This is a genomic window from Microbacterium sp. (genome assembly GCF_041641055.1).
Classification (GTDB): domain Bacteria; phylum Actinomycetota; class Actinomycetes; order Actinomycetales; family Microbacteriaceae; genus Microbacterium.
Window position 1 is genome coordinate 25,331 of the sequence record NZ_JBEPZB010000028.1, and the last position, 16,351, is coordinate 41,681.

At 67.9% G+C, this 16,351-nt stretch carries 15 protein-coding genes; 6 read left to right on the top strand and 9 right to left on the bottom strand.

Annotation, left to right across the window (positions count from 1 at the left end):
• Position 1: 1 nt before the first annotated feature.
• Positions 2-664, top strand: a complete 663-nt coding sequence (locus ACESK8_RS14750) for a hypothetical protein (RefSeq protein ID WP_372969299.1) — start codon at positions 2-4, stop codon at positions 662-664.
• Between the two features lie 11 nt (positions 665-675).
• Here ACESK8_RS14750 and ACESK8_RS14755 read toward each other — a convergent pair whose 3' ends face one another.
• Positions 676-1,506 (bottom strand): methyltransferase domain-containing protein, encoded by an 831-nt coding sequence (locus ACESK8_RS14755; RefSeq protein WP_372969300.1) that lies wholly within the window; start codon positions 1,504-1,506, stop codon positions 676-678.
• A gap of 90 nt (positions 1,507-1,596) precedes the next feature.
• Here ACESK8_RS14755 and ACESK8_RS14760 point away from each other — a divergent pair, with 90 nt between their 5' ends.
• Positions 1,597-2,310, top strand: a complete 714-nt coding sequence (locus ACESK8_RS14760; RefSeq protein ID WP_372969301.1) for a winged helix-turn-helix transcriptional regulator — start codon at positions 1,597-1,599, stop codon at positions 2,308-2,310.
• Positions 2,311-2,323: 13 nt separating this feature from the next.
• Here the strand turns inward: ACESK8_RS14760 and ACESK8_RS14765 are convergent, their stop codons facing one another.
• The 3 genes from ACESK8_RS14765 to ACESK8_RS14775 all read right to left on the bottom strand — a co-directional run bounded on the left by ACESK8_RS14765 (position 2,324) and on the right by ACESK8_RS14775 (position 7,459).
• Entirely contained in the window at positions 2,324-3,139 is an 816-nt protein-coding gene (locus tag ACESK8_RS14765; RefSeq protein ID WP_372969302.1) for a hypothetical protein, read from the bottom strand.
• Positions 3,140-3,206: 67 nt separating this feature from the next.
• The gene (locus ACESK8_RS14770) at positions 3,207-4,511 is read right to left on the bottom strand and encodes a cellulase-like family protein (RefSeq protein WP_372969303.1); all 1,305 of its coding nucleotides are present in this window, start codon (positions 4,509-4,511) and stop codon (positions 3,207-3,209) included.
• 14 nt (positions 4,512-4,525) lie between these two features.
• The gene (locus ACESK8_RS14775) at positions 4,526-7,459 is read right to left on the bottom strand and encodes a DUF5107 domain-containing protein (RefSeq protein ID WP_372969304.1); all 2,934 of its coding nucleotides are present in this window, start codon (positions 7,457-7,459) and stop codon (positions 4,526-4,528) included.
• A gap of 91 nt (positions 7,460-7,550) precedes the next feature.
• Between ACESK8_RS14775 and ACESK8_RS14780 the strand changes: the two genes are divergently transcribed.
• The gene (locus ACESK8_RS14780; RefSeq protein ID WP_372969305.1) at positions 7,551-8,420 is read left to right on the top strand and encodes a helix-turn-helix domain-containing protein; all 870 of its coding nucleotides are present in this window, start codon (positions 7,551-7,553) and stop codon (positions 8,418-8,420) included.
• 24 nt (positions 8,421-8,444) lie between these two features.
• Here the strand turns inward: ACESK8_RS14780 and ACESK8_RS14785 are convergent, their stop codons facing one another.
• Complete coding sequence (locus tag ACESK8_RS14785; RefSeq protein WP_372969306.1) at positions 8,445-10,811, bottom strand: beta-galactosidase; 2,367 nt, start codon at positions 10,809-10,811, stop codon at positions 8,445-8,447.
• Positions 10,812-11,177: 366 nt separating this feature from the next.
• A complete protein-coding gene (locus ACESK8_RS14790) occupies positions 11,178-11,891 on the bottom strand; it encodes a YfbU family protein (protein WP_372969307.1) in 714 nt (237 codons plus the stop codon).
• 258 nt (positions 11,892-12,149) lie between these two features.
• Here ACESK8_RS14790 and ACESK8_RS14795 point away from each other — a divergent pair, with 258 nt between their 5' ends.
• Positions 12,150-12,386, top strand: coding sequence for a DUF1016 N-terminal domain-containing protein (locus tag ACESK8_RS14795; RefSeq protein ID WP_372969312.1), 237 nt, complete (start codon positions 12,150-12,152; stop codon positions 12,384-12,386).
• Positions 12,387-12,742: 356 nt separating this feature from the next.
• Complete coding sequence (locus tag ACESK8_RS14800; RefSeq protein WP_372969308.1) at positions 12,743-12,907, top strand: PDDEXK nuclease domain-containing protein; 165 nt, start codon at positions 12,743-12,745, stop codon at positions 12,905-12,907.
• A gap of 653 nt (positions 12,908-13,560) precedes the next feature.
• On the opposite strand, the gene ACESK8_RS14805 is transcribed toward ACESK8_RS14800, so the two are convergent.
• Positions 13,561-13,854 carry a hypothetical protein gene (locus ACESK8_RS14805; RefSeq protein ID WP_372969309.1) on the bottom strand — a complete coding sequence of 98 codons (294 nt, stop codon included), beginning with the start codon at positions 13,852-13,854 and terminating at the stop codon, positions 13,561-13,563.
• Positions 13,847-14,332, bottom strand: coding sequence for a hypothetical protein (locus ACESK8_RS14810; RefSeq protein ID WP_372969310.1), 486 nt, complete (start codon positions 14,330-14,332; stop codon positions 13,847-13,849). The genes ACESK8_RS14805 and ACESK8_RS14810 overlap by 8 nt, the downstream gene beginning before the upstream one ends.
• 383 nt (positions 14,333-14,715) lie before the next feature.
• Between ACESK8_RS14810 and ACESK8_RS14815 the strand changes: the two genes are divergently transcribed.
• Entirely contained in the window at positions 14,716-14,967 is a 252-nt protein-coding gene (locus tag ACESK8_RS14815) for a ribbon-helix-helix protein, CopG family (RefSeq protein ID WP_372969311.1), read from the top strand.
• Positions 14,968-16,158: 1,191 nt separating this feature from the next.
• On the opposite strand, the gene ACESK8_RS14820 is transcribed toward ACESK8_RS14815, so the two are convergent.
• Entirely contained in the window at positions 16,159-16,332 is a 174-nt protein-coding gene (locus ACESK8_RS14820; protein WP_372969313.1) for a CsbD family protein, read from the bottom strand.
• Positions 16,333-16,351 lie beyond the last annotated feature (19 nt).

Below are 16,351 nucleotides of genomic sequence, written 5' to 3' on the forward strand. Positions count from 1 at the left end.
GGTGGCCTCAGAGAGCAGAAGACGACGCGCGGCGAAACGCGCGAAGGCCGGCGACGGGCATCCGCTGCAGCGCTACCGCTGGTGGCAGCCGTTCTCGCGCGCGCTCTTCCACCTGAGGCTGGTCGGGGCGGACGGTCGCCCCGAGACCTGGTCGGTCGACGTCCGGCTCGGCGGCGACGACAACGGCGTCGTGCGCGCTCAGCTCTATCGCGACGGCGTGAACCGGGCCACATCGAAGCTGCCGGCCGCGTTCCCGGTTCCCGGCGGCGTGATCGAGGTCGCCGCGAGCGGCTATGGCCTGAAGAGGGCGCACTTCGTCGCCGACGACGGCACCGAACGTCAGCTCGTCCCCGATGCGGCCTCGGCCGAAGGCAGGCGCGCGCGTCTGCACCGGAAGGCGCCGGGGCTCAGCCGGATGATCGGCGCCGCGTCGATCCTGGTGCTCGTCGTCGCCCTGGTGCTCGGCGTCCCGCAGCTCATCGAGCAGATCACGCACATCCCCCCGATCGCCGATGCGATCGGGACCTTCGAGAGCCCCATCCACCTCGCGCCGTGGGAGAACATCTCCCTCGTCGTCGGAGCGCTCCTCGCGAGCACCGAGCGTGCGCTGCGCCTCCGCTACAACTGGCTGCTCGACGGCGGCCTCTTCGAGGGCGAGGACTGACCGGCGCCGGGTCAGACGACCTTCGCCGTCACCAGCAGGTACTCCCACGGCATCGTGCCGCCGTCGAGGTGCCTCTCGCCGAGGGCGGCGAGCGCGTCATCCAGCTCCTCCCGGCGTCGCTCGTCGTCACCCACACTCCGGTAGGCGGCAGCCGTGGGTCCGTAGAAGTCGCGGAAGAAGTCGCGGAACTCCTCGCCTGACGCGAATCGGTCGACGGACAGCACTCGGCGCTGCAGAGACAGGTCCCGCACCCGCTCGCCGAGGAGCTCACGCACATGCTCCTCGTCGCCCCACAGCGGCGGGGGCTGGACGCCGGCGGGAGGCGCCGGAACGAACTGCTTCAGCGTCGCGAACAGCTGACCCACGAATCCCTCGGGAGTCCAGTTGATCAGCGCGAGCCGGCCGCCAGGTCGCACGACCCGGGTCAGCTCCTGCGCCGCAACAGCGTGATGCGGAGCGAACATCACCCCGACGCACGAGAGCACGACGTCGAACGAGTCGTCCTCATAGGGCAGGGCCTCGGCATCCGCCTCCTCGAAGGTGAGGTCCACGCCCTGCGTCTCGGCATCCGTCCTCCCGATCTCGAGCAGTTCGGGCGTGAGGTCGCTGGCGATCACCGATGCGCCCGCCCGCGCGGCTTCGATCGATGCGTTGCCGGTGCCCGCGGCCACGTCGAGCACGCGATCGCCGGGTCCGACTCCGCTCTCCGCGACGATCACGCGCCCCAGCTCGGGGATCACCTCGCGGGCGACAGCCGCGTAGTCTCCCAGCGCCCAGACGATTCTGTGCTTCGCCTTCAGCGCACGGTCGGCGTCGGCCTGGAGGTCGGTGGTGGTGTTCATGATGGGCTCCTCTGCCTTGTGCTCCTCACGCTACGAAGCCCGCGCAGACCGCTCTAGTATCCGATCTGTACCGGGTCTATCGTGAGGTCCGTGGGCGCCCCCTACTATCAGTTCTGCCCCGTCGCCAAGGCGATGGAGCTGCTGGATGAGAGATGGACCATGCTCCTTCTGCGCGAGCTGCTGCTCGGCACGGAGCACTTCAACGAGCTGCGTCGCGGTCTTCCCCGGATGTCTCCGACACTGCTGTCGCATCGCCTCGATCAGCTGCAACGCGCCGGGCTGCTCGAGCGGCTGGTTCAGGGCGCCGATGTCCGCTACATCCTCACTCCGGCCGGCGCTGAACTGCGCCCTGTCGTGGAGCAGCTCTCCGCGTGGGGCGTGCGCTGGATCGGCGAGCTCGGCGACGCTGACCTCGACCCCAAGCTGCTGCTCTGGGACATGCACCGCAACATCGATCACACAGCAGTACCGCCGGTGCGCACGGTGATCTCCTTGCACTTCACGGATGCGACTCCGGCGCAGCGCCGCTGGTGGCTGGTCATCCACGACGGCGACGCCGACGTGTGCGACGCCGATCCGGGGTACGACGTGTCGGTCGGCGTGCAGTGCTCACTGCGAGCGCTGACCCGATTCTGGCGCGGGGACATCGAGTGGACGACGCTGCTGGTCGCCGAGGATGCCACGACCACCGGCCCGAGCCACCTGCGGCGAGCGCTGCCGTCGTGGTTCACGCGACCCGGCTATTCGGCGGTGCCGCGGGTGCCGGCGGCGGGTGACCTGACACCGACCGCACTCGCGCGGTGATCGCGCCCGCGGATCAGTCCTTCCCGCGATCGAGGAAGACGCCGACACGATCCCCGTCGAGCACGAACTGCAGGGCGGTGCCAGACGGATACTTCTCGATGAGCTCGTCCGGCGTGTTTCCGTCGATGGGCATCTCGACCGTGGCGGGGAACGCCGCGATGCTGCATCCCGCGGACATCACGCCGCCCTGGGAGATGCCGTCCGGGTCCCACTCCTCGTCCGTCGGGAGGTCTTCACTGCGCAGGATGTTGAGGCAGCGGTTCTCCGACGAGCGATCGCCGGACTCCGACACCCATCCCGGCGTCTCGTAGATCGTCAGACCGTAGAACTCGGCCGCCGCCACATCCTCCTCCGCACCGAACCACCCGGGCGGCACCGCGCCGGTGCGCGTCAGTTCGAGGGTCGCGATCTGCGGCGCGTCCGCGGAGGCGGAGACCGCCGGAATGGAGGCGAGCGTGTAGGTGACGGCCGCGGCGAGCGCGGCCGATGCCACGACGGACGCCACCCAGAGCAGCCCCCGCCAGCGCGTGAGGAACCCGGCTTCGCCTGCGCCCTCTGCGAGAGGGTCTTCCCCTTCCCAGAACGAGTCCTCGTCCGCATGCGGATCTGCAGATGCGTCGTCGACGTCCGTGCCCGGGTGCGATTCCGCCGCCGCGGCACGGTCCTCGGCGACCGGCTTCCGGGATGCACGCGCCGCCTGCGCCGAGCTCCGCGACGACTCCAGCTCCTGCAGCCGCAGCTGCGCGACAGGATCGGACGCGATGTCGGCATACGGGCCGTACGCGCGGGCACGGAGCTCACGCAGTTCTCGGTCGGCGGCGGCATCCATCTCCGGCATCGTCTCACGACATCGCGTCGCCCGCGCGACTCGGCCCGATGCCGGCGGCACCGCGCGCTCAGCTCGCGAGCACCCGGGCGTTCATCATGCGCTGCCACTCGCGCAGCTGCCACATCGGATGATGCGGGGCGGCGTTCGACGACAGCACCACCCCCCAGACACCGGCGCGCAGCGCAGCATCCACCCCGCACTCGGCGAACGCCCGACCGTACTCGCTCTCCTCGTACCAGGCGTGCAGCGGCGTATAGCCGAGCCAGCCCTCGCCGATGACCGCCGGCACCTGCCGCCAGTGCGCCCACTCCGCGACCGCCGCGACGCGCGACTCGATCTCGCGGCGCATCATCAGCCGATACGGAGCGTCGTGCTCGGCGAGCCATTCGTCCCAGAGTCCCGGATCGACCCAGTCGTAGCCGTAGATCATCTGATCGGTGACGACCGTCGCCCGCAGCTTCCAGTCGGCTGGGCGGCCGTACTCGGCAGGGGTCGGCGCCCCGTCGAGCAGGAGAGAGCGGAGCATCGGGTTCGGGAAGCCCTCGGTGTGCTCGGAGCGGATGTCGATGCGCTGCTGCAGTGCATCGAGCACGCCGTAGCTGTAGACGTGGAACTGCGCGGCACCGAGCGCCTCCGACACCCGGTGCATCGCGAGATGGGGCGGCTTGCCGTAGCTCGCCGTGATCAGGAGGTCCGGATGCTCGTCCTGCAGCGCCCGCAGCGCCCGCTCCCCCTCCCCGGCGAGCGCGGGCAGGATCGAGAAGTCCACCTCGTTGTGCAGCTCGACCATCGCGATCTGCGCGCGGAGCCCGAGCTGCGTCACCCAGTCGATCAGTCGACCCCATGCCGTCGCCAGGTGCGCATAGCGCCGCTCGAGCGGGACGGCGTCGATCGCCTCGAACCACGCCGACGACCGCGCGAAGCTCGGCGACTGCTGATACTCCCAGCTCGCGAGGATGACCACGAGGCCGTGGCGCCTGGCCGCCTCGAGCAGCTGCCGCAGCCGCTCGAGCAGATCGATGCGGAACCCGCCGGGCACGTCGTACCACCGGGTGCCCCGACCGTAGAAGCCGCCGTCGGGCGCCGCGCCGAGGCCTTCGATCTCGAGATCCCGCGCGAGCCTCGACAGCTCGGGGTGCCCGAACAGCAGCAGGGGTGCGGCGCAGATCCGGATGGCGTTGTAGCCGAGGTCGGCGGCATCGGCGCAGGCCTGTTCGAGGTCGGCGTACGGCTCCCCCTCCCCCGCTCTGGTGTACCAGGAGAAGTCCCAGAGCGTGATCGCGAGGCGCTGCGGCAGGTGCGCGGGCACACCGAGCGGCAGGGGCTGCGCGGCATCCGCCTCGTGCCCCGTACCGAGGTACCGTTCGGTCATCGTCGGCGCTCCCGTCAGTCCTCCTCCGACTGCCGGGTGAACAGCAGCAGCTCAGGAAGGCTCGTGGCGAAGTAGTCCGTCTCGCCGGATGCGTGACGTGCGACCGGCGGCGTGTACGGGTTGCGCGCCTCACCCAGGTTCGCGGGGGGATCCGCGGGCGGCAGGTCGAGCGCGGCGAGAGTCGCATCCCAGGCGGCGAGCGCCTCGCCCTCTCCGCCCTCCCAGGGCCGGAACTCCCGCTCGCACAGGATGCGGTGTGCCCTCGACGCGTGGCCGACGGCGAGCAGCAGTCGCACGTAGGAGATCGCGAAGTCGTCGCGGGTGAGCGCCAGCGCTTCGTGAGGTTCCAGGCGCTCGAACCTCTCGGCCTCCGCCTGCCCGAGTCGGGCGGCGAGCTGGTCCTGCTCGTAGCGCAGCCGGGCATCGGCCGGCGCGAAGGCCACGGCCTGCTCGTAGAGCGCCCAGGCGCGGGCGTCGTCGCCTGCCACGCTGAAGGCCGCCAGAGCTGCGTCGCGCAGCAGCACCGGATGCCGGAGTCCGAGTCCGATCGCCGCATCCCACTGCGTTGCGGCGTCTGCCCGCCGCCCCGAGGCGTACAGCAGCGTGCCGAGCAGCATCCGCGCGGTCGCCGCGTCCGGGTCGGCAGCGACCGTCCGCTCCAGGGCGTCGAGCGCGTCGAGCCCGCTGGGGAAGGCCCAGGTGAGGTCGGCCGCTTCGGCACGTCGACGGTGCGCGGCGGCGTCGTCGAGGCGCCCCTCCGCCTCGTGGATCGCGGCCGCGAGATGGTGAGCGATCGGTCCGAGGTTCCCGGTCGGGGTCACCTCGGCCGACTGGACGCGGTCGAGGAGCCGCAGAGCGGATGCCGTGTCGCCGGCGTCCCTCAGCTCCAGCGCGACGTCGAGCAGGATGCCGGTGTCGTTGATCTCCTCACCCGCGAGGAACCGCAGGGTCGCCGCGAGCGGGTCGTCGATCAGCGCCCGGTCGAGCACCCGCTGCGCGTCGTCGTCACGACCGGTGCGCCGGAGGAGGATCGCACGCAGGGCGATGCGGCGCGGATCGTGCGCGGCCACGGCATCGAGCTCGTCCAGGATCCGCAGTGCGTCCCGATCCCGGCCCTGGTGGGCGAGCGACTGCGCCAGCGCGAAGCCGGCCGGCGCCGCCCAGGTGGCATCCCACCCCGCCTTGCCGAACGCCTGCTGCGCCTCGGCCGTGCGTCCGAGCCGGACCAGCACGAGGCCGAGCAGGTAGAAGGCCTCCGCGTCCGTCGGGTTCGCGTTGCGCAGCGTCACCCTGGCCACCGCGGCGCGGGCGTGTCGGAGGGCATCGTCGTAGCGTCCCTGCCGGAGCAGGCGATCGGCGACGGCGAGGTGGGTGCGCGAATCACCGGGATCGCGGTCGAGCGCCGCGCGCCAGTACGGCATCGGCGAGCGCGTCGGATGCCGGTACTGACTCAGATGCAGCCCCGTGAGGTACAGCTCCTCGACCGAGCGGATGTCCGCGGGCGCCGGCGGCTCCTCGGCCACCCAGGGCTCCTCGGCGTCCGCCGGTTCGCCCGGCACCCAGCGCACCAGCACGCGTCCGTCCGCGTCGAGCACCCGCACGTCGAGATCGTCCTCCACCTCGACGCCCTCGGCGCTGACCCGCACCGGCGCTCCGGGTTCGAGGTCGAGGCGCTGATCCTGCACGACGAGTCCCGCGGAGCGGATCTCGACGCGTGCCCCTGGCCTGGGCGTCGTCACCGCGACGGCCACTGACACGGCGTTTCCGTCGCGGTCGACGTGCACGGCGGCATCCGGCGTCGCCTGGTGCACGACTCCGATCGCGGGAATCGGATACCAGTACTGCGTGAAGGTCTTCGTCTCCCCCGGCAGCAGCCACGAGAAGTCCGGCTGATTGTCGGTGTACACCCCCGCCATCAGCTCGATGTAGGGCCCATCCGCGTCTGATAGCTGCGCGTCCCACGCGTGCCCGAAGGGCGCATCTCCCCAGGTCCAGAGCTTCTTGCCCGGCGCGACCCGACGTTCGGCCCAGTGCACGAAGCCGGCCCCGGCCGCGTGGTCGTATCCGCCGAAGAAGTCCTGCTGCGAGTCGACGATCATGTACGAGGTGGGCACCGGGATGTTGCGGTACCAGTCGATCCGATCCGCGCCGGGGGTGTCCCGCGCAAGGGCCGGATAGTCGACGCCGTAGTACGGGCGGTCAGCTGCAGGGAACGCCGTGAGCGCGCGGCGTGCGTGATCGGCGACGTGGTGCACATCCTCCGGGAAGAAGGCCTGGTAGTCGTCGTGCACGCGGGCTGCGACGTTCGCCCACCAGAGGAAGCTCTGCCGCTGCGGCGTGCGGTTGTGCAGCCGCACCGCGACCTCGACCACGGAGCTGCCCGGCCTCAGCCGCACGCCGTGCTGCGCCGACATGCGGGCGAACGGATCGTGGTCGTGACACCAGACGGTGACCGTGCCGTCGGCATCCGTCTCGATCCGCACCTCGACCGGCTGGAAGGTCGCCGGACGGTGATGCTGCGGCCAGTTGAACTCCACACCGCCGCTGATCCAGGGCCCTGCGAGCCCGACCAGGGCGGGCTTGATCACGGTGTTGCGGTAGAAGAAGTCGTAGCCGGTGACCTTGTCGTACCCGACATGGATGCGGCCGCCGAGCTCGGGCAGCACGACGAGGCGCACGTACTCGTTCTCGATGTGGACCGCATCCCAGTCGCGCGGGCTCGCCTCGCGGTCGACGCTCTCGATGAACGGGATCGGATACACCGCACCGCTGGAGCCCTGATAGACCCGGCGGTCGAAGAACATCGGGTAGAGGCTGGGGGCGCCGGCCTCGTACGTGGTGATGGTCAGAGGCTCCCGCCAGGCGACGGGGTGTCCGGCGTCGAGCGTCGGCCGCAGCCGCTCCGGCACCTCGGGGAGGTGGAGCTGCTCTCGGGAATCGACCGTCATGGGTTCTCCTCGGACCGGGCGGCCCGCGTCGGCCGCCCTCCGAGGCTACGAGCGCCGGAGTCCCGCGGGTATGGTGAGAACGAGGGATCACATGGACGAAACGACGACCCAGCGAGCCGAGGGCTTCGCACATCAGCGACTCTGCGTCGTGCCTCGCCCGCAGGTGGATCTCGCGCTCGCCGCACCCGTCACCCGCCGCCTCACGGTGACCGACGCCGGGCTCTTCCCGCGCGCCGAGGGGCATGTCCGCGTGCGCCGGGACGGTGCAGCGGAGACGATCGTTCTGGTCTGCATCGCGGGGTCCGGTGACGTGCGCTTCGGCGGCGACGAGTACATTCTCGGTCCGGGAACCGGCATCGCGATCCCGGCGGGCGCCCCGCACGAGTACCGCAGCTCCACGGCGGACCCATGGACGATCTGGTGGCTGCACGTCCGCGGGACCGATGCCGCCGAACTGACGGCTCCGGCAGGCGGCACCCGTCTCGTGCGACTGCGGGCGGTGGACCGGATCGTCGCGCTGTTCGACGAGCTCGTGACCCTTCTGGAGCGGCGCATCTCCCCCGCACATCTCGTCGCAGCATCCGGCATCGCGTGGAACCTGCTGACGCGATTGACGGTCGACAGCACGCTGCCGGCAGACGGCTCGCCCCTGGAGCGCGCCATCCGCTACCTCGAGGCACGGGTCGACGGCACCATCCCGGTCGCCGACCTCGCGGCACTGGTCGGGCTCTCCCCCTCGCACCTCAGCGCGCTGTTCCGCCAGGCGACCGGCAGCGGGCCCGCGGCCTTCCACACCTCGCTCCGGATGGGCAGGGCGCGTGCACTGCTGGACACCTCGTCGCTGACCGTCGCCGAGGTCTCCGCCGCCGTCGGCTACGCCGATCCGCTGTACTTCTCGCGGCAGTTCCGCCGCGTGCATGACCTCAGCCCGACTGCCTACCGCGCCCAGCACAAGGGCTAGGACGCAGCCTGCGTCGGAGGCGCGTCAGAAGGCGCGCGCGTACCGCCGAGCGTGCACCGTCGCCGACTGCACCGAGAGCTCAGGGACGGATGCCGTGGGCCGCACCCGCGGATCCACGTACACGGTGGAGTGCGGGTTCCACGCGAACGCCGCGAGACGCAGCGGCCGCTGGTGCAGTCGCTCGCGGTACTCGGACAGGTCGACCTCCAGCCTCCGCCCCGACCAGAACTGGTCGGCGATGAGCTCGTCGCCGAGGTACACGCGGAGGACATCGCCCGTCCAGGCGAGCTCAAGCACCACCCGCTCCACGTCGTCCTGCCAGACCTCGTTCGGGATCCGCAGTTCCGCCACCGCCGCGTCGGCGAAGTCCGGATCCGTCGGCGCAGAGGATCGGGCTGCCGGACCGCCCGTGCGCAGCGGGACGACCGGAGCGGTCGCGAACTCCGGGACAGGGAAAGGGAGCCTGCCGCTCCCACCCGCGACCGTGCTCGTCACGAACCCGACGCCATCGGCGCCGTCGTCTTCGTCCTCCCGCGCCCGCAGCACCAGGACCTCAGCATCCGCCTCCTGCCGCTCCACCACGAAGTCCGCGTCGTCGAACCAGCCGCCGTGCGGCCAGACGACCACGCTGTCGACCCCGCCGACGGGTCCTCGCCAGACGGCATCCGCGGTATCAGAGTCGAGGATCACGAAGACGGTCGTGCCGATCACCACGCGGCAGTCGATGCCGGTAGCGGCTTCCGGGCGGAGCACGAGGCGACCGTCCTCGCCCGGCGTCGCGGTCGCGCCCTGAACGTCGTCGGCTCGCACGCCCTCGACGTGGAGCTCGACGTCGATGCCGTCGACCGCCGCGAGCAGCACCACCGCGTGTGCGCCGAGGCGCATCTCCGTGATCGGCTGCGCAGTGGCGCTCACGGCCTCCACATCGCCGAACGGCTGACGGATCGGCCAAAGGAAACGGGCACCCACGGGCACGTCGACCGCCGCTGCGGGGATGCGCACCGGAGCATCCGCTCCGCCGATCTCGAACCGCACGCCGTCGACCCGGTCGAGCGGACGGAGCGCGGGCTGGTGGTTGTTCACGAACAGGAAGCCCCTGTCGCGATCGCCGCGCACCGACCAGCGGAGACCATCGGGCTCGGACGGCCCGATGCGCGCGGGGTACGTCGCAAGTCGGTCCCCGAAGGCGGCGAGGAACAGGTGCTGGCGACGCAGCTGATGGAAGTGCGGACGCAGGGATCCGGCGGCGCCGATCGGCGCGAAGAAGTCATAGTCCCGCACCGGCACGTCGTTCGGGTATCCCGTCTCCTGCGACTCGTGCGTCGTCGAGCGGACCCCCGCAAAGTGCCGTCCGCCGTGGAACATGTAGTACCCCTGCCACGCCGAGCCGCTGCCGAGCTTCGTCAGTGCGAGCGCCGAGACATCTTCCGCATCGACCAGCGGGCGCCGGTGGTACGCCGTCGCCATGCCGCTGCCCAGCTCGCACGTCGCGTACGGCCATGGGTCAGACGCCTCCGATCCGGGAGCCGAGGCCACGGCTCGCGTCGCCCTCAGATCAGCCCCGACCGTGAGGTCGTCGCGCACCTCGCTGAAGGTGAAGTGCTGGCGCCCGAAGTCCGGCCATCCGGTGTCCGATTCCTCCCAGAACCCGTCGGCATAGCCTGCGTAGACCGGGAGGAACCGTCCAGGCGGCAGCTGCGCTCCGCCCCAGCCCGTCGCGGTGAACAGGCTCGCGGCCAGCCCGGCCGATTCCGACATCGACCGGAGGGTCGCGAGGTGCTGCGGTTGATCGTAGAGCTCGTTCTCGATCTGGATGCCGATGATCGGAGCGCCAGGATCAGCTGGCCGGTGCACCAGGTCGGCGACCTGCCCCGCGATCGCCGCGTACCACCGCTGAACCGCCGCGAGATATGCCGGGTCGTCGGTGCGATGCGCGAGGTCGCGGGCCTGCAGCCAGTCCGGGAAGCCGCCGTTGCGCGTCTCGCCGTGCGCCCATGGTCCGATGCGCAGGACGACGTCGAGGCCGACCCGTGCGGCGGTCTGCACGAAGGCCCGCAGATCGCGGTCGCCGTCCCATCGGAACTCGCCCTCGACCTCCTCGTGCGCCAGCCAGAACACGTAGGTCGCGAGCACGTCGATCCCCCCGGAGCGCATGGTGCGCAGTTCGCGCTCCCAGACGTCTCGGCGATCGCGGACGAAGTGGTACTCGCCCATCACCGGGATCCACGGCCTGCCGTCACGACTCAGATACCGGTCGGTCACCGCGATGTGGCGTCCGACGCCGACCGGGTCGCCGAGGTCGAGTCCCGACGGCGCCGCTGCCGCCGGTCGGGGAAGATCCACTCGGTATCGCGTCGCAGTCTGAGTCGTCGTCGTCGTCGCCGTCGTCACTCTTCGACCGTACGCAGGAGCGAGGGGCCGCGACAGTGACGAACCGACGGGAACGCTGGAGAGAACGACGGTGCGGTGCCGTGCCGTCGCGCGCGTAAGCGTGCTACCGGCTGTGGGGGCGGGGGACCCGCACGAGGAGGATCCAATCGCCCCGACGGGCAGCGACCCTCATCCCGGGAGCAACGCATGTAGATCCAGGCGGGATGTTCACCTCTCGTGTGCGGACAAGGCATCCCGGGACGCGTACGTGCGGCGTCGTCGACGTGCCCACACGGTTAACAACGCTGATGCGATCCACTTCGCTCGGCAGCGGCAGCGGCAGCGGCAAGAGGCGTGCCGTGCCCGACGCGCGTGTTGTCACGTCCGTCATCGGATTCCAGCGATGCGCTCGAGCTCCTCGAGGGAAAGCAGGTAGGTCGTCGGCCCGTCGATGCGGGGACGACTCTCCTTGACAGCGCGATACGCGGAGAGCATCCGCGAATACGTACTGACCATCGGCATGTGCGAGTTGCCTCGCTTCGGCCCCAAGACGAACTCCTCCTGCTCGGTCCACTTTCCGTCCTTGACGAGGTAAGCGACGTAGTTCGACATGTGACGCTCGAGGGTGTCGTTGTGATCGAAACCTCGGAAGGTGAGGCGATGGCGGAGCACATCGTCGATGACGCCGCCCTCCTTTAAGATTTCATCCATGCTGTAGCCGGTAATTCGGAACATATCGAGCACATCCATGACGAGCGCACTTTGGCTCTCGGTGAGCTCGGCGCGGATGCCGGCGAACTCCGTCCAGTACTCCTGAACGAACCCGTTCTCGAGCACCTGCGCACGCTCGATCTGGTAGTCGTGGTCGCCCTCAACACCGTTTGCATTCTCGGGAAGCACTTGGGCGAGGATGCGGTGCAGCAGTGCGAGCTTATGTCGTTCGAGCGGATCCAGCGACTTCGGGTCGATCACGCGATCATCGGCGCCGGGGGAGCGGAAGTCGAAAACTGCGTTCGCGATCGCATCGCGAACGAAGTCGCTAACGGATTGACCTTCGCTGTCGGCCTTGCGCTGTAGCGCATCGCGCAACTCTTCGTCCACTCGGACATTAATAGTAGGCATGAGCCCTCCCAATAAATTGTAGTACAAGCGTTACGTTCGATACATAGCGTAACACACTGTGGATAATATAGGGACTTGGGCTCGCTTTTCGGGCTACCGACGGTAGGGGGAGGGGCGCGCTACGGTGAGGCCAGGGGCAACCTCGTCCCAGACGACTACGCGGCCAGGTTCGAAGATCTGAAGCACCGCGTTCATGCCGCTCGGCTTCGAGTTCAGCGGGAAGGCGAGTCTGAACTCTTGCGACTGTGGCGGCAAACAGGTCGAACGATCCGCGATCGCCAGGAAGACGCCTCCTGGGGTGATAGCGTCCTCACACGGCTCGCGACAGGCCCCCGCCGAGAGTTCCCGGCCATGACAGGCTTCTCAATCACCAATCTCAAGGACATGAGGCGCTTCGTCGCAACATGGGCGCAGCCGGATCTAGATGGTCAACGACCCGTTGACCATTTGCCATGGGCCAGGTCATCGATCTGATCGAAGCTTCACGATCAAGAGCTTCGCGACTGGTACGCAAGCAAGTCTGCCTTCCACGGGTGGAGTCGTGCGCTGCTCTCCCATCAGATCACCACTCGACTTCACGAGCGTGAAGCAGCAGCGCCGAGCAACTTTGCCGACGCTCTCTACCGAGGCGATTCGGACCAGGCATAAGAGATCCCTTACGATCGGTGCGCGCTGCAGTTCTTCGCGATCGACGGCGACGCAACAGAGCGCGAGCTTGGGCAGCGCACGGTTGACCGGATTCTCGACACGATGCACGAGCTCGGGGTGGATTCGCTCTCGTCGGTCGCCAGGTGCATCTGGACATCGATGGCGACGACTTCTAGATCGATTTGCTGTTCTTCCGCATCGAGCATCTCCGATACGTCGTCATCGAACTGGAGACAACGACGTTCGATCCTCGAGACGCCGGTCAGCTCAGGTTCTACGTTGCGGCCGTCGACGAACGGTTCAGCATCGTAGCGAGACACCAGCCCACAGTTGGCATCTGCTCGTAGCGGGGAACAACGATACCGTCGTGCGCTATCCGCTGGCGTTAACAACCCAGCCATTCGCAGTCAGTCGTCACGAGCTTGCCTACGACGCGCAGAGGACTCTACCGAACGAGAGCATGGTCGCGAATGCTTTGCCGACGAACTCGCTCGCGGCGAGGACGTCTAGTGAAGTTGGGCAACGGATCGTTGACCATTCGGAGCGGCGGATCGAAGGCGTTCTTCGATGCTACGGGGAGACCGTGCGAGTCTCGCGAGGCGCTGTTGAAGAGGGCTGACGGATCGGCGCCAGCCCTCAGCGGCTCAGCGCTTCCTCTGGGAGAGGGCGCTTGCGGCCACGCTCTTAGTGCGCGCAGACGTGCGGCCATCTGAGAGCATCTTCGATGCCTTCGACGCCACACTCTTGCTCGTCACGCGATTCGATGACTTAGCCATAGGGCATACTCCTTTCCCACGCGCGTTGGGTATCGTTGACGAGCATCACCTGCGAAAGTGATCGTCCTGTGCCCTCTGCCCCCGATCGGGTAGAGGGCACGCCCATATCTGTGACGTCGGAGACCGCGCGCGCGACCCCCCACGTGTCGCGTCGATGACGCAACCGGTGATCCGGAAAGAGCCCTCTTCGCGTACCACTCGCTAATCGTCGGGTCGTCACGACATCAGCCTTTCTCCCGGCTTCCGAAGAAGAACCCGATCGTGGCGGCAGCAAGAGCCTGCAGGGGTGAGAGTGCGGCGATCACGGCAACGAAGTTCTCCCGGTCAATCCAGTCGACCACCACGGCGAGGACCAGATACCCATACAGGAGCAGAGTCACGCTGACGATGGCGACCGCGAGAACGCGCTGGGTGTCCGCGACATGTAGCCACTGAGGAACCCTTCGGGATTGGACCCCCCATCTTGGCCGCACCTCGGGATCTTTCGCCGGGTCGTCTGCCTCGTTGAACTCAGACATCGCCATCCCCCCTCGGGGCCTGGACAGCAAAGACCGGCGGCGGCCAATTTTCAGAGAGCGGCACCTCGTGCTCCTCAATGTCGTCCGAACGCTCCGCCGTGAGCGTGGTTGAGGAGGCTGCCGCCTCCGGCCCCGCGGGTTCTGGGGCGGTGGCGACCAGCAACTCAGAGACAGAAGCGTCATCGAGGGCACGCACTAGCGGTCGCAGCACATCCTGCGGCACATCGGTCGGTCCGTTGATGCGGCCCTGACCGTCTTCGTCCGCTGTGATGTAGACGTCAAGCAGCGCAGGGGACATCGGCTGGTCGTCACAGTAGAGCAGGTGAACCGACTCATCCCGTGCCGGCTCCTCGACCGCCGGTGTCGGCACAGTCGTGGCAGCCACGCGAATGCGCGGCACGTTGTGACGAACCATCCACGACACAAGGGGCGCGATGAGCTCCCAGGGGACAGGCTCATCCTTCGAGTTGTCGTTCACGTATCGGTCCTCACGGTCTAGAAGCTGATGCGAGGACTATCGGAGTATGGCCTCCCATGCCATCACAGCATACCAGATGGTGCATCAGATCCACACAGGATGTACACGCAAGTTGCATACCAAGGTTGCGTTAGCTGCATTGCGTGCTACATTTGATGTGTGATGAACACCCACCCGAGTTGCAACTGACCTAAGCAACTCAACGCGTACGAGAAACCGGCCCAGGCAGACACCTGAGCGCCAACCTCTCCCACACGGGCTCGATGCCTAAGTGACTGGCATCCGATCCGTAGCGCCTTCGCCTTCACCGGCAGGCGCTCTTCGTGCTACCTGCGCACCGCGAAATGCAGAGCCGAAACGCGTAATAACTAGAAGGAGAACCCGTGAGCGACAACGAAGCGACCAGTGGACGGCGTACAGCTACGCAGGAACTTGTCCGCCTCAGCGTCAACATGAACCCAGAGACTGCTGACGCGCTGAAAGAACTTGCAGCGAGCAAGCATCTCTCGTACACCGAAGCGATCCGTCGAGCTATCGCGATCGCGAAGTACATCGATGACGAGGTCAAGGACGGCCGAAAGGTCCAGACCGTTGATGAGGAGCGCAAGGACATCCGCGAACTTATTCTGATCTGACAACGAAAGGGGTGGAGGGTGGCAGACGCCGCCCTCCACCCCTTTGTTGCGCCCATGGGCGCTCTTCCCAGCTCACTCCACGTTTTGATGGCGCGCGGCAGCAACGCGCTCCTCGTGACGCTTCGCCGTCCGATAGACACTCGCCCTCGAGGTGCCGAACAACGTTGCGTCCTCCTCTGGCGTCATTTCTTGTTCTTACATGTGGCTGACTATCGCCGCATCCTGTCTTGGTGTGAAACGGGGCTGACGGCCCTTCAACTTTGCCCGCACGCTAGATCGCGCCATGGCCTCCTGCGTCCGCAGACTGATCCAACCGCCCTAAGCCTCGGCGAGGGCGGCGAGGAAAGCCAGGAGAGCTTGCTGCACGGGTCCCGCGGGTCGTGCACGGTGCGGTTGAACTGGAGCGCCACCCCGCGGTCGATGAGCTCGCGCACGATGCGCAACGTCTCCTCGATGCCTGTTTCATCGACGGGAGAGATAGACAGTTCTCCGCGGGGAGGCTCCGGGAGGTGACTATGAATGAACGAAGAAGACTATGTGCCGCCGGATTCTCGGCGCTGTTGCTCGTGGGGCTTCTCGGGGTGGGGCGAACTCGGCAATAGTTGATGATCCTGCGCCGGTGGCTGAGCCCAACGCCTCGGAGCCAAGTTGCGCGGCGGAGGTTGGTGAGGCTGTCCGCGAGGCCGGCCTCGCGGGCGTGGCGGTGGACTTCGCGTGCGCCGCGATGGGAGCGACGGTGGAGGCTGCGTCGGAGTCATCCATCGCGCTTGCGCTCGCGAAACCGGTGCGACCAGGAAGGAGTCGGCCACTCAGCGATCGGGAAAACCGTGCAATGTGGCGAGTCCGTGTCTGCGGACGATCACCAACGAGATCCAGGAGCAATACTCCTTCTGCGTTGTTTACGGCCAGAAACAAGCCGTAAGCGGGTATCTCGCGCGGCGATCCCCTACGGACAGGCCGATTCGTAACGAACACCCGGGCGGCGCCGGCGTGCGAGCTTCGTCGGCGTAGCACTCGCTCGACTCTCCGCCGCGGCCGATCTCCGGGGTATAGATTCCGATCAGGCGCACACGCGCTGCCACCGCGTCGGTGGCGACATCGATCGTGTCCCGTCCGCGACGGCTATGACTTCGGCGCGTACGACGACGGGCGGGTGGAGCGTCACGCCGCTCCACCCGCCCGTCAGAGGTCCTACTTCTTGAACGCGTCCTTCACGTTCTCGCCGGCCTTCTTCGCGTCGGCCTTGACCTGGTCGGTCTTGCCTTCGGCGGCGAGCTTGTCGTTGTCGGTCGCGTTGCCGATCGCTTCCTTCGCCTTGCCGGCGATGTCCTGAGCGGCGTTCTTGATCTTGTCATCGAGTCCCATGAGGAGCTCCTTTCGTGAG